General features: G+C 41.4%; 14 protein-coding genes and 1 pseudogene. 1 reads left to right on the forward strand and 14 read right to left on the reverse strand.

From position 1 onward, the window contains the following. Nucleotides 1-90 precede the first annotated feature (90 nt). The 5 genes from MHH60_RS04625 to MHH60_RS04645 form a co-directional block, all read right to left on the reverse strand. Nucleotides 91-1,200 (reverse strand): hypothetical protein, encoded by a 1,110-nt coding sequence (locus tag MHH60_RS04625; protein WP_076134578.1) that lies wholly within the window; start codon nt 1,198-1,200, stop codon nt 91-93. A gap of 114 nt (nt 1,201-1,314) precedes the next feature. Then, the gene (locus MHH60_RS04630; RefSeq protein WP_076134579.1) at nt 1,315-2,379 is read right to left on the reverse strand and encodes a serine hydrolase domain-containing protein; all 1,065 of its coding nucleotides are present in this window, start codon (nt 2,377-2,379) and stop codon (nt 1,315-1,317) included. A 202-nt stretch (nt 2,380-2,581) separates the two neighbouring features. Continuing rightward, nucleotides 2,582-2,725 carry a hypothetical protein gene (locus MHH60_RS04635; protein WP_179088883.1) on the reverse strand — a complete coding sequence of 48 codons (144 nt, stop codon included), beginning with the start codon at nt 2,723-2,725 and terminating at the stop codon, nt 2,582-2,584. Nucleotides 2,726-2,767: 42 nt separating this feature from the next. After that, a complete protein-coding gene (locus MHH60_RS04640; RefSeq protein WP_076134581.1) occupies nt 2,768-3,766 on the reverse strand; it encodes an MGDG synthase family glycosyltransferase in 999 nt (332 codons plus the stop codon). A gap of 276 nt (nt 3,767-4,042) precedes the next feature. Further along, nucleotides 4,043-4,627 carry a TetR/AcrR family transcriptional regulator gene (locus MHH60_RS04645; RefSeq protein WP_076134582.1) on the reverse strand — a complete coding sequence of 195 codons (585 nt, stop codon included), beginning with the start codon at nt 4,625-4,627 and terminating at the stop codon, nt 4,043-4,045. 170 nt (nt 4,628-4,797) lie between these two features. Here MHH60_RS04645 and MHH60_RS04650 point away from each other — a divergent pair, with 170 nt between their 5' ends. Beyond that, nucleotides 4,798-5,505: an SDR family NAD(P)-dependent oxidoreductase gene (locus MHH60_RS04650; RefSeq protein ID WP_076134583.1), complete on the forward strand. Its 708-nt coding sequence runs from the start codon at nt 4,798-4,800 to the stop codon at nt 5,503-5,505. A 188-nt stretch (nt 5,506-5,693) separates the two neighbouring features. Here the strand turns inward: MHH60_RS04650 and MHH60_RS04655 are convergent, their stop codons facing one another. The 9 genes and pseudogenes from MHH60_RS04655 to MHH60_RS04690 all read right to left on the reverse strand — a co-directional run bounded on the left by MHH60_RS04655 (nt 5,694) and on the right by MHH60_RS04690 (nt 12,538). Beyond that, nucleotides 5,694-6,137: a GNAT family N-acetyltransferase gene (locus MHH60_RS04655; RefSeq protein ID WP_076134584.1), complete on the reverse strand. Its 444-nt coding sequence runs from the start codon at nt 6,135-6,137 to the stop codon at nt 5,694-5,696. Nucleotides 6,138-6,273: 136 nt separating this feature from the next. Continuing rightward, nucleotides 6,274-7,110 (reverse strand): hypothetical protein, encoded by an 837-nt coding sequence (locus MHH60_RS04660; protein ID WP_076134585.1) that lies wholly within the window; start codon nt 7,108-7,110, stop codon nt 6,274-6,276. A gap of 782 nt (nt 7,111-7,892) precedes the next feature. Beyond that, the gene (locus MHH60_RS04665) at nt 7,893-9,032 is read right to left on the reverse strand and encodes a DUF4367 domain-containing protein (protein ID WP_076134586.1); all 1,140 of its coding nucleotides are present in this window, start codon (nt 9,030-9,032) and stop codon (nt 7,893-7,895) included. Then, nucleotides 9,014-9,562 carry an RNA polymerase sigma factor gene (locus MHH60_RS04670; protein WP_256715091.1) on the reverse strand — a complete coding sequence of 183 codons (549 nt, stop codon included), beginning with the start codon at nt 9,560-9,562 and terminating at the stop codon, nt 9,014-9,016. Before MHH60_RS04670 ends, MHH60_RS04665 begins: the two co-directional genes overlap by 19 nt. A 199-nt stretch (nt 9,563-9,761) precedes the next feature. Then, nucleotides 9,762-9,896, reverse strand: a complete 135-nt coding sequence (locus tag MHH60_RS33215) for a pyridoxamine 5'-phosphate oxidase family protein (protein ID WP_111506369.1) — start codon at nt 9,894-9,896, stop codon at nt 9,762-9,764. Continuing rightward, a pseudogene (locus tag MHH60_RS04675) lies at nt 9,889-9,981 on the reverse strand (MerR family transcriptional regulator); the annotation flags it as partial. The pseudogene MHH60_RS04675 and the gene MHH60_RS33215, both read right to left, overlap by 8 nt. 159 nt (nt 9,982-10,140) lie before the next feature. Then, on the reverse strand, nt 10,141-10,422 hold the full coding sequence (locus tag MHH60_RS04680; RefSeq protein WP_076134588.1) for a hypothetical protein: 282 nt from the start codon (nt 10,420-10,422) through the stop codon (nt 10,141-10,143). A gap of 124 nt (nt 10,423-10,546) precedes the next feature. Further along, nucleotides 10,547-11,695, reverse strand: coding sequence for an MFS transporter (locus tag MHH60_RS04685; RefSeq protein WP_076134589.1), 1,149 nt, complete (start codon nt 11,693-11,695; stop codon nt 10,547-10,549). Nucleotides 11,696-11,719: 24 nt separating this feature from the next. Next, nucleotides 11,720-12,538: a MerR family transcriptional regulator gene (locus tag MHH60_RS04690; RefSeq protein ID WP_076134590.1), complete on the reverse strand. Its 819-nt coding sequence runs from the start codon at nt 12,536-12,538 to the stop codon at nt 11,720-11,722. Nucleotides 12,539-13,067: the final 529 nt, after the last annotated feature.

Below are 13,067 nucleotides of genomic sequence, written 5' to 3' on the forward strand. Positions count from 1 at the left end.
CCAGCTCTCAAAATGCAGAGCAGCAAGCCCCGAGTGGGGCTTGCTGTAGGTTGTAAATACTAAAGTGGTTTATAACGCTGGTTCACTTCATTACTTGGAAACCGGTGTATAGATCAGGCAGCGCAGAGTCTTCTCCGGATAGCGCAGCTCTACCGTGTAGGAGCTACCGTCTTTCAGTTTGGCCAAGACCGCTACTACTCCGCTTTTGTCATATGCACTGTCTTTAATGATAGAGGAGCTGGTTATCGGACGGGTCTCGCCCTGCTTGTCCACCACAATGGTTTTAGCGGCTTGAAGCCAGCTTGAGTCCTGGCTAATCTGTTTATTCATAGCTGCTGTAATCGGAGTTCTCTTATAGGACAGATCCACTATCGTGGTATCAAGTACGGTCCCGCTCTTTGCATCCACGAACGTATTATACATGAAATAAGACTTATCCTGAGCCCGCAGTGTCTCTGCCCGGTAAGGTAAAAAATTAACGAACCATTGCCCTTTCGAATCAGGGAAAGGTTTATAATATGAGGTCTGAGCCTGCAACTTTGAGAGATCGACACCGAATAGACGGCTTACACTCTCTTTTGCTCTGCGTAGGGCTTCATCCTGACTGATGTCCTTCTTATCTGGCTGTGCCACGACAAGATTGAGGCTTACCACATAATTAAAACGATAATTCCAGTCGATCAATTGCAGCATTTCTTCATCGGTCAGTTCGCGGTTAGGAAATACATAGGTGAATTTGCTTTGATCCAGATAAAATTCGGAGCTCCCTGATTTCAAAGGTAGCTTCTGCTTGGGCCGTAAGCCATCGTACTTGTATTGATCATCCAATAACATCCGCCGCTTATTCTCCTGGTCCGTAAATTGCCGCGTAAGCTGTTCATCCTTGCCAGTGAGCCTGGCCTTTTCTGCATACTCATTAATCTGCTTGATTTCTTCAGCGGTGACTGTGCGCTCAAAATACGACTTGATCGTCGAGACCGGTGTTTTGGTTGCAACCTTAAGTACCGGGATCTGGCTGCTCGCCAGTTGAACAGCAGGCTTCTGGTTGAGTTCTTGCGTGTAGGAAACGTTCGCTTGAGACACATTCTGGTTCACTGTAGTATAAGCGACGATTTTGGGCACTGCCAAAGCAGTAAGGGCCAGCAGACCAGCGGATATCGCGATCACCCCGAGGGCTGATTTCACATCTTTACTCTTCATTTCTTATAACCTCCATAGTGTAAGTGGGCTTGACTTACATGTACTTTAAGATACGAATGTTATAAAGTACGAAGCCCCTTGTTATGAAGTTGTAAAATCAATTACAAACTAGTTCTAAATATTGGAGCCAAGTAACAGATCAAGAATTGGGAAACATACGCTGCCCATGTTGACATAGTCACAATTACTCATAACAGAAATAGCGATTTTTTTATCGGGAAGCAGGAACAAATTGCTCAAGAATCCAGTATCCCAGCCGGAATGTGAGAGAATACGAGAACCCTTATATTCTCCTAGAAACCAGCCCAATCCTATCTGTGCATTTTCCGGATCATAGCCTGTTTGCGCATGAGGTTTCCACATTTCATTATAGCTACCTGACTGTAGGACTACATTACCGTTCCCGGCTGTTCCACCGTTTAGCTGCATCAGCAGATATTGGCACATATCTTCGGCATGGGTATATAAAGTGGAGCTAGGGGCATGGGCCCTGTTATATGGGAAAATACTACTAACGCAGCCACCGCATTCATGGGTAGCTCCAAGTACATGAGGTGCAGCAATATAAGCTTCAACCTCCTGTTTAAGAAAAGAACTGGACTGCATTCCTGTCGGTTCCAGAATATTTTTTTCCATATACTGCTCGAAGCTCATATCGCTGACTTTTGCTATCATATCTCCCAAGATCTCATATCCTATATTACTATAGGCAAATTTCTCTCCCGGTTGGCTTAACAGCTTGTGGTGACCTATCCCTTTTACATATCGTTCAAGACTTTGCTCGTCGTATTCAGGGCGGTCCCACGCGTAATCTTCCTCATCAGGCATACCGGAGGTATGATTCATAAGCTGTCTTATTGTTATATTTCGATACCGCTCATCCACTAACTTAAAATAAGACAGATATTTAGTGATGGGAGCATCCAATTCTACCTTACCACGCTCAACTAATTGCATAATGGCGGTAGCTACGAAGGTTTTGGAGACAGAGGCTTGGTGAAACAAAGTGCCACGAACTACAGGATCACCCGTCGATAAATTTGCCGTCCCATATTCACCAGTAAACAGAACTTGGTTGTCCTTTACGATTCCGACCGCTAATCCCGGAAACTTTTCAATTTCCACAGACTTAATAAGCATTTCATGCAAAATATCCTCTATCTTCTGATTCGTGTACATTTTGTCCTCCCCAATGACAATAAAGCACCATTTTCAATAAATTCACCCATACAAATAATAACATCTTATCCACCCTTTATCTGGTAATAAATAATTATAATCAAATAAACAGGTGATTACTTGAAAAGGCAGCACTTCATTCCCCCGAGCTTCCGAGCCAGCCTCAAATTAGAGGACCCAAACCCGTAGTCTTCCTACCTTGCTAATAATATCCAGGAATCGTCTTCGCCTGCCCTTCAACAATCATAGATTTTACAGCTGAAACAGACGGCTGCCGCAGCTTGATAACCTCTAAAGCCTCAGTAACGATAGCATCCGCGGCTGATTTCCGGGAAAAACTCTTCATACCCTGTACCTTTTCATCCTTGTACCCAAGATGTTCCAATCTCTAGAGCTGCTCTACTAACTGCTCCTCGTCTCGGGCAATCTCTATTAAATTGTGCTCAGACAACCATTCTGCATTGCCTGCCTCCTGACCGGGGAGCGGACGATAGACAATTACAGGAAGTGCTAGAGCCATCGCCTCAGTCAAGGTAATCCCCCCTGCTTTGGTCAACAGACAGGAGGATATGCACATTAGCTCCTGCATTTCTTCTGTATAACCCCGTATGTGAACCCGAGGATTCTCTTGAAAAAGCTCTTCCGTAGCCATCTGGAGCTTATGATTATTCCCGCACAATACCACTACATCGAAGTTTGATTGCTGCAGCACCCTTATTATTAAATGGTTAATATCACTCAACACACCGTAAGCCCCTGCCGCAAGTAATAGATAATGCCGATTTCCATCTAGTCCATGCTTACGCAAAAGGGCTTCACGTTCCTGAGTCTGTTCAAAAGCTTCACGAATCGGAATCCCGCTAACCACAAGCTTTTCTTCAGTAATACCTAATGACATCAGTTCTGCTTTCATGCTTTCCGTAGCGACAAAATACTTTGTGGTTTGTGGATGAAGCCATCTGCCATGAACCACATAATCCGTCATGACAGTGAAAAGGGGGATTCGTCTTCCCTTTGTTGATGCAAGCTCTGCAGCGGCCAAATAAGGAAAGGTATGAATGATAATATCCGGTCCGATCTCGTCGATGATCCTTTGCACTTTCCGCTTGCCCATAGAATGAATCCATCTGCCCATGAATTGGTCTGGTTTCATCCTACTCGTCAACTTGTACACTAATCCATAAAATTCTTGAGTATAACCTGTGGTGTTCAGATAGAATCTGCGGGACAGCTCATTCAGACTAGGGTAGACTGCAGCAAAAAGATCCATGGTGACAATCCGGCTGATCCCTCTACGTCTAAAAGAATGATCTATCGCTTCTGCTACTTTGATATGCCCGTCTCCAAATGCCGAAGTTACAATAAGTACTTTAGGATCTGTGTTCATGAGAAAGCTCCTTTTTCGCTTGACCTTCTCTAACTCTAACTCTAAATCGTAAACAGATAGTGATGACATCCTCAACTGAATATTAACTTCAACATTTTCTATAGCGCGAAGCAAACGAAGAAATCCTCAGAAAAAAACACAGCGCATCAACCTCCAGTAACTCTAGGATTAATGTTCTGTGTTTAGTTAAAGGCCAATTGAATCCGGTAGCATCTTGGAACGTGTAATATGATCAAATTTAACGAAAATTGGTGTCTGAGCGTAGTTCTATTGCAGTTATTTGTTTTTTAACAAGTCCATTACGTTATGAAAATGAATTTCGCTCAAATGTTCGACGACCTCTTCCACTACCAAATTCTTAGAATCTGTAATCCACATACAAATCACACCTACTAATCCTGAAATCATGTACTCTAAACCAATTTTCATTTTTTGATTATTATAAAGCTCACCGATACCGGAGAGCATAATATTTTTTAATGCTTCTTTTAAATATGTCGAAAAGTTAGGATGACCATTCTGACTAAGCATCGCTTTAAAGAAAATAATGTCCGCTTCGATCGCTTTGAACGTTTCGCTTAAGATTGAAATAAATATGTCCCTATTCATTTCATCGATATCTCTTATCTCTAAGTTAATACAAGCGTTTAATTTCCCAATACTTTCCTGACATAAATCCTCCATCAAACTAGGTTTGTCCACATAGTGTAAATAAAAAGTGTTTCGATTTATCATAGCTTCCACGGCAATGTCCTGTATCGTTATCCGTTCGTAACCTTTTGTTTGAACTAATGTCAAGAAGGCTTCTTTAATAGCCTTCCTTGTTTTTAAAATACGGAGGTCTACCTTATCTTTTCCCATTTAAAAGCTTCCTTTCAATAAAGATATCGATCATTTGTCACCATTATGACTATTAATTATCACATTGATAAATATTGACCATTGAGCATATTAATTATACATAATATGATGTATAGCATCAAATGTAACTACAATTGCAATGAAAAATCAAGGATAAGGGAGATTAACAAATGAAAACATTAGCGGTCATTGGAGCAGGTAAAGGATTAGGATTATCTTTGGCAAAACGATTCGGTAAGGAAGGCTTTCAAGTCGCATTAGTTGCGCGAAATGCAGTGAAACTTCAAGAAATGGTAAATGAACTAACAGCTATTGGTATCGAATCTTCTTACTTTACAGCTGATATTTACAGCAGAGAAGAAATCGAAACGGCTATTGCAGCAATTAAAGAAAAATACGGAAAAATCGATGTTTTAGAAGTTAGTCCTGTACCCAGTAACTATCCTCCAACTTCAGTTTTAGAATTAACAATAGAAAATGCTCGTGATTCATTCGAAGGTTACGCAGCCAGTTCAATCAATATCGTAAATGCAGTTTTGCCAGATATGCTTGAGCGCAAAGACGGCGCATTACTATTTACAACCGGCTTCTCAGCATTACATCCAATGGCTATGATGGGTAATATAGGCGTTGGTATTGCGGGTCTGCGTAACTATGTTGCGAATCTTCATACTGAACTATCAGACAAAGAGATTTACGTTGGTCACCGTTCATTAGCTTTATTCATTACGGAACCAGGGTCGGGCAAAGTGAGTGATCCAGATGTGATCGCTGATATGTGGTATAAAGCTTATACCGAGAAAGCCGTTTGGGAACAAGAGTATCCTGAAGGCATTACTCCCGAAGCCCTCTTATCCTTCCACAATAGCAACAATTAAAGCTGGAGATGTAACTTGGGAATGCAACATATTTTTTTAAAAAAAAATGATGCCGTAGCAAAAAGAGGCTCCTACTGTTCTGGAGTCTCTTTTGTTCTTCCACGCTGACTTGCCCGTGTGTCGCTATTGAGTTATCGTTATCCGTTAACTTAATACAAAATGGCTTCTCTGCTATTACATATTCAGAATTAGTCAAGTTTAATAAACTTATCAAAGCAATATGAATCTTTGCCATAACCATTATGTACATAGAAAGCATGGGCGTCGGTTCGTTTAAATCCGCTACATAAAATAATACTTGAGATTCCCATTTCTTTAGCATAATTCTCAGTGTGTTTTAGTAGTTCTGTACCTATCCCGCTATGCTGTAATTCCTTTTTAACGGCAAGCCCTTGAATATGTAGATAACCACTCAAAGACCCTACGGATAACGCCTGAACTATAGTGACAAAACCAACCACATCATTTTCAAATAATGCAACGAATGTTTTGTAATTTCCAGCCTTATTCATGTTTTCCATAGTAACTCGGAAGTTTTCAATATTAACATTGCGAACACCAAGTACATCGTTCCATAAAAAAACAACTTCAGCATAATCATTTGCTACAACTTCTCGTATCTGAATTTCCATCCCCTCCTTTATAGAAATATTCAAGCAAAGGATTCGACAATTGATGAAGTAATCCTGCCCGTAAGCTTAATAGATTGCCCTCTTTCTCAGCCTGCAATCATAAGAATCCAATCTCTCATTAGTTTATTGATTTATATTATTCTGATAAAATGCCCTCTAAAACTTCCTTATAATCGTTTTTATTATAAGAAGAGTTATCAACTTTTATTTTAGTAATGTTTAATCTGTTAAAAATCTCTTCTTCTAGTTCCCTTCTTGCTTTAAGAACCTGTAGTGCTCCATCTAACCCTTTATAATTTTGTTCTTTTCCATACCCCTGATTCGTGTAATATTCAATAAATCCCTCTGACCATTCCTGAGGTCTTTCCTTTACAGCCTTTTTGAAAGAATGATCAAGATCATTCTGCTGTACGTATATCAACAATGGATTCAGCCGCTCTACAATTGTAGCCAGTTCTATAACATAACTTATAACTTCTTCTTTCTTCGCACCATGTTTAATCATCCCTATAGTTACAGGGTTTTGTATAAAACAACAATCAAAAACAAAGGTGTCTGCGCCATACAAAACACGATCCGCAAACTTCTTCCATCGTTCTGTTATCAGTTTCCTATTTTGATCTAGCGGTAATTCATAAATATCATGTTTAAAAAATGCGTGATGCAATTCAGCTGGAAAACTTGACCAGACTTCATTTTTTATTTTCCGATATTCTAGGAAGTAATCGTTATCTTGTTGAATCATTAGATTACTCAACAAATCTTTAAACTTTCTATGGGTATTCAATAATTCATCGCATTCAGTTTTCTTAAAGAAAGCTACTCCATCATAATCAGCAGGATGTTCCAGATTCCCTTCTAAAAAAAGCTGGGATGTAATGTTCACTTCCGTAAAAATTTCATGAACGAGCTGAGCAGTTGTTGTTTTACCAGATCCTGGAATTCCCTCAATCAAGACTAACTTCGATCGCATAATAATGTTCCTCCACTCGCTAGTAGAAGGATAAACAGGTAGGAATCAATAGAGATGCTGTTTCCCACAAATAAAAGCGGATACCATCAGGTATCCGCAAGAGGGGTATATGATACACCTTTCCCTGCACACCCTGTAAGATTAAAGAAAAGCATACCTAATAAAATAGTGTAGTCACTATTTCAGGCATCCTTTCAAATTGTTAATCTTTACAGAGTATTCCACATGATAAGGTTTATGCTCCTTTGTTAGCATCTCTATTGTTTAGATTAACAGTAAGCATAGGTAAATACAATCAGGACTTTCTAAACAATCCTGCCCGTTAGCTTAACGGAACTTCGATATTATTGTTATTATCTGATTTAGGATGAAGACGATTTTCTATTACAAAAAAATGATTGAAAATACCTACTACTCGTATTTTATTATCTGCCTCTCCAAAAATTTTTGTTTCTGCTGTCATAAAAATAATCTGATGTGTGAGACTTGATGATTTCAAGTCATTAATAGTATGAAAGTAATTTGCGCTTTCGGAACTGTCACATTTAAGACCGTGAACCTTATGGAGGTAATTATCATAATATTGACTACTTGGTTTTGTATAAGCCATCACAAATAATAATATGAATTGGAAGTTCATATGAGAGCCATGCACGAATTCTTATAAAATCTCACGAATATGCAGTCCTTCGATGCAGTCCTTCGCACATACAAAAAACGCTCGAGGGCTGTCCCGCTATCATAGATAGCGAAACAGCCCTGAGCATAATATCTGTGTTCGTTTAATTCATCATACTGGCTGCAATACGGATGACCTCATCCTTGGTCAACTCAGACTTCTCCTGGCGAACCGACACATTATAGATGATCTGCGCCTCCGGGTCAGACCAGACCAGTCTATACTTATACCCCAGGTCAATCTTTTCTTTGCTGGAGGGTTCGAGATAAATGAGCTGATTGCCGCCAATATCAATATTCTCCACCGTTGTCGTTTTGGTCCACATCAAGCTTTCTGCCGGTTTAGCTTTTTCATCAACAAGTGAGGCACTGATTCTCACCTGAATCTTCCCCTTCTTGTACACAAGTGTAGAAGAATCATAGGCAATGTTCTCCGCCTTCTCCCGTTTCCAGGTCATCCGGAAGTTGTCTCCTAGGTCAATCTCGCTTTCGCCTTTAAACTGCTTGTCATCTTCAACCTTTATAAAAGAAGGCTTGATAAACGCCTCGTCCAAGGTATACCCGTCCGGCATATATCCCGGTTGCTTCACTTCGGGAGCGTGGTGCTTCTCAACACTGGTCTTATAAGTGGAATAGTCCTTGACTATGATCGGCGGGCAGTATAAGCCAAGATGAGATTCTTCTTTCCCGTCTTCACGTTTGATAACATAGGTGGCATACTCTCCAGGAAGCAGCAACTTCTCAATGGCATTGTAGCCCTTTGCATATTTCATCTTGTAGAGTTCATCCTCTTTGCTCAGCTGCACTTTGGCAGGCCAGGGAATCAAGGGTTCATTCGGCTTCTCTATCATACCACCTGATTTCGTTGCCAGAAGTGGCTTATAGGGCAGCACCTTGTACTGAATTTGGGCCCCCTGCCGGAGTTCACCGGAATACTGGGTATAGCCGCCGCCCAACAAGACCATTACAAGTAGTGCCGCCACCCAGCCCTGCACCGGAATCCGCAGGATTCTCCTCCGGCTCCGTCCCGTTCCGGCTTCTGTCTTTAGCCTGCGCATAACGTTAGGAGCCCCTTCGTTTGGCGGAATTGTCTGCAGAGGGGTCTGCTCTTCTGCAGCAGGTAAGATCCCGCCAAGCCCGAGCGCTGTCATTACCTGTTCATGAACATCAACGGGGATAAAATTGGCGGACCGGTCTCCGTGCTTCAGAAACCGCTCCTCCGAGGTTAATTCACTCTTGTCCATAGTTGTTTCTCCTTTCTCTCCAACACCTTTTTAAGCTTGCCTTTGGCCCGTTCATATCTTTTGCGTACGGTAGCCGTACTGACGCCCAGAATTTCGCCGATTTCCGCAAACGATTTATCTTCATAAATACGCAGAATCAACAAATTCCGGTCTTCCACATTCAGCTTCCCCAGGGCGGTTGAGACTGGCTCGCTGAACAGGCGGTCCTCGACCATCTGTTCGGCACTGTCCACCGCAACCTCCTGCCGAAGCAGCTTGCGCAGTTGAAGCTGAAATTTCTGCCGCCGCAACTGATTCAGACAATGGTGGTAAGCGATCTTGTAGAGCCATGATACGAAATCCGCTTGCGGCTTGTATTGCCCGATATTCTGATAGGCCTTAATCAGGACATCCTGCACCGCATCCTCCGCCTCTTCCCTGCTGTTCAGCATCCGGAAGCAGTAGAGGTATATCCGCTGCTGGTACAGCTTGATTACATCTGAGAACAGGCGGGCATCTCCGGCCTGTATTCTCCTAATCTTCTCTTCCATAGAATCCACGTTGGTCTCCTTTCTTCTATTTCTTCTGTTTCTATAGATATAACACTTGAGTAGCCTCAGGCGTGACATTTATTTCTTCCGGCTGTACAGCAAATGAGACCTACAGATGAATCCCTGTTGATCTCCCAGGTGTGTAGAGCCTGCTTCCGAAACCGTCTGCTCTGCTCTAACTCGACGGTCTGGTTGAGTTTCAGCTCTCCGGTATCCCGGTTATGATCCGCTTGAACATGTGCATCACCTTCTCAGCCAGCTTCCCGCTTTTCCAGTATTGGGCTGCATCGGCATGGACCTTAATCAGAATTACGTCCGGGTCATCAAAGCTGATCTACGGAATAGTAACGATAGCACGTATCGTGATCCACTTTTCTCGGCCTAAGTATGCCAATCTGGTCGTAATAACGCAGTGTCATCTTTTATCTACAACATAATATGAGTATACAGTTTCCCTTGCTGGGAAACGTCAAGGATGCTTTTATTCATTCGAGAAATTACTCTTAGATGAACAAAAGCAGCCGATCGTGTTGATCGGCTGCCTTCTTGTTTTTATTAAGATATCGTTTCACTCTAGCTTAAAGTTCAGGTAATGAATCGACATGTGATTCGATTTCAAAAATAAATTCTTCGAGGTTATCGCAGTCAAACCAACCACTTTTTTCATTAATTTCATATAGCACTTGAAAACCATGATAGGCAATTAATTCTATCCACCCGGCTCTCGAAATCGTCGCTTCTAATATCTGACAGTAATCAAATAAACACTCAACATTAGCTCTGTCCATTAAATTGGAATGCTGATACTCAGTCCCAGATGGCTCTGGATAAATTCGATATGCCAACCACTTTTTATCCATTTTTCACCACTCCACCTTAGATCGATCACTAATACGTTTATTTTACCATGAAAAATTCGACGATAAAGCTCCCTTTGTCGTTCTCCAATCCATTTCTTATTTAATAACCATAGTAGTTTTAGTCCTACTGCTCATTTTTTTTAAATAGTAAGATGGCAAGAAGTAAAGCTATGCATACAGTGGCAAAACCCAGCCAATTCAAATATAGGACAGATGTACGACTGATGACTAACCCGCCTAATCCAGATCCCAGTGCAAAGCCAAATTGGATGAACGAAGTATTTACACTAAGAGCAATGTCCGGATTTCTAGGCGCCAGAGTAACCAGATATAGTTGCTGGGCCGGGGAAATACTCCACGTTGCTAACATAAAAATCATTAAAACCAATATTAAAACCAAGAGATTGACTCCAGCTAGAGCGAATAAAAGCAGAGTCGCCCCTTGTAACAGGAGCCCGAGACAAATGGTAAATTTCGATCCCTTTGCATCTGCCAATTGTCCGCCCAGCCTTGATCCGACAAAGCTGCAAATGCCAGCTAGGAACAGAACACCGCTGATTTCGGTCATGGAAAGGGGGGACGTGGCTTGCAAGAAAGGCGTAATATAAGTAAACAGTGTGGAATAGCCGCCGACATAAAATAGCGTAATAACCAAGGCCATCAGAAGGGTTGGATTTTTTAAAATAGAAAGCTGCATTCTAAGAGTAACCTTCTCCTCTTCTTTGATTGCCGGAACCTTTTTATAAATGATAAGTAATGGGAAAATACTTAATAATCCGATTAAAATAAATAGTACTCTCCATCCAAACATCTCACTAAAAAATGTGCCCAAAGGAACACCAAGCACTAGTGAACTGCTAAGCCCCATCAAAATGATACCGATGGCATTGCCCCTTTTTTCTTTTTCAACGAGTCGGGTCGCTATTGCCATGGCTACAACGGTAGCGATTCCTCCGCTAGCCCCTTGGATAATACGTATCCATAGTACTGTCTCATAAGCAAGATCTACAAACATAAGTCCGTTGCTGGCAATAAACACACCTAGGGTGATCATTAGTAGTTTCTTGCGATCTGCATTGATCGTTAATGCAATCAAAACAGGAGCGACAATGGCTGCAGAGAGGGCAAACACAGTCACCAATAATCCAACTTCAGAAGTAGATACTCCCAAGTCCACAGCGATCATCTCAATAACTCCCGTAATAATATATTCAATGGTTCCAATCAGAAAAACAGCCAGTGCCAGAATATAAATGATCCGTTTATTTTTCAATTTCCCCCACTCCACCTTCTTCAGTTATCTATTTATAATGGGAATTTGTATTTCTATGAATTGTGCATCTTGTTCTGGAGTTAACGGTAAATACAACTCCCTGCCCGGTTCGTTCTCCTTGATCTGATAGTTGTTTTTCTCAATCCATTTAGCTAAATGAACACAGGCCGCACAATCAAAATTAGTATTTGAATGAAAAGCCATTGTGGCCATCATCGGTTCAGGAGGAAGAGTCCGTAGCTGAAACGGTTCTGGAAATGATCGCAGCTCACAGGTTAAAAAATACCCGACTTCAAACTCAAACTCATCCTCTTTTCCTTCGACTTCTTTCCACAAAACAACCTGAGGACCTTGAAATAATTGACGATTTTCCGTCGTTATAAACTGATCAAATTGGCGAAGCAAATCCGGAATGTCCTCTTCTTTCCCGCATGCTTTCTGATAAAGAAACCATTGAGCAGCCTCTGCCTTGACTCTGATTTCTTGACCCGTTTCGAATTGACCCTCTTTTTCTATAAGCTGCATACGCTCCTCAATCCTGACGAGTTTAGCTTGTTCCGTATCGATGATATGCTGGATTTCGCTTCTTTTCAGCTTAAACATGCCTTGAATATTTTCTAATGAAATATTTTCCTGAAGCAGCTGTTTAATTTGAGGCAATGTAAAACCCAATTCCTTATAGATTAAAATTCGGTTGAGCTCAAGAAGCTGATCTGCGGAATAGTAACGGTAGCACGTATCCTGATCCACTTTTTTCGGCCTAAGTATACCAATCTGGTCGTAATAACGCAGTGTTTTTAAGGATACCTTGCTTAGCCTAGAAAAAGCACTGATTTTGAACAAAATATCATCTCCAATCTATAACATAATGTGAGTATACAGTTTCCCGTGTAGGGGAAAGTCAAGGGATGCTTTTATTTATTTGAGGAATTACTCTTAGATGAACAAAAGCAGCTGATCGTGTTGATCGGCTGCCTTCTTGTTTATATTAAGCTTCTTTCCAATGTTTAATTGGTGCGTAATATGCGAATAAACGTTTTCACCTTTGCCCATCCTTAAATTATCGCACGGAGTAGTTAGCTTAGGCTAGTGGTAGCTAATTCCGCGCACGGTGTAGATAGCTTGAGCTATAGACGGCTAGTTTAAACACTGGATAGCACGTTTAGGAGCAAATTTGCAGGCGGCGTTCTTTTCACCAACTGTTCGGACTCAGTTGCTCTTATTTCCATAATTCAGCTCGTTTTGCCACACTATCGGACTCAGTTGCAGCTATTCTCTCAAATGTACTTCTTTTCTGCGCAAATCAAGGGCAATAAGAGCTATACAGTCCGAAACCTTCGCAATATAAACCCATATGCTGAAATAGCTGCAA

Origin of the sequence: Paenibacillus sp. FSL H7-0716, assembly GCF_038002705.1 — a bacterium.
In the GTDB taxonomy this organism is placed as follows: Bacteria; Bacillota; Bacilli; order Paenibacillales; family Paenibacillaceae; genus Paenibacillus_AQ; species Paenibacillus_AQ odorifer.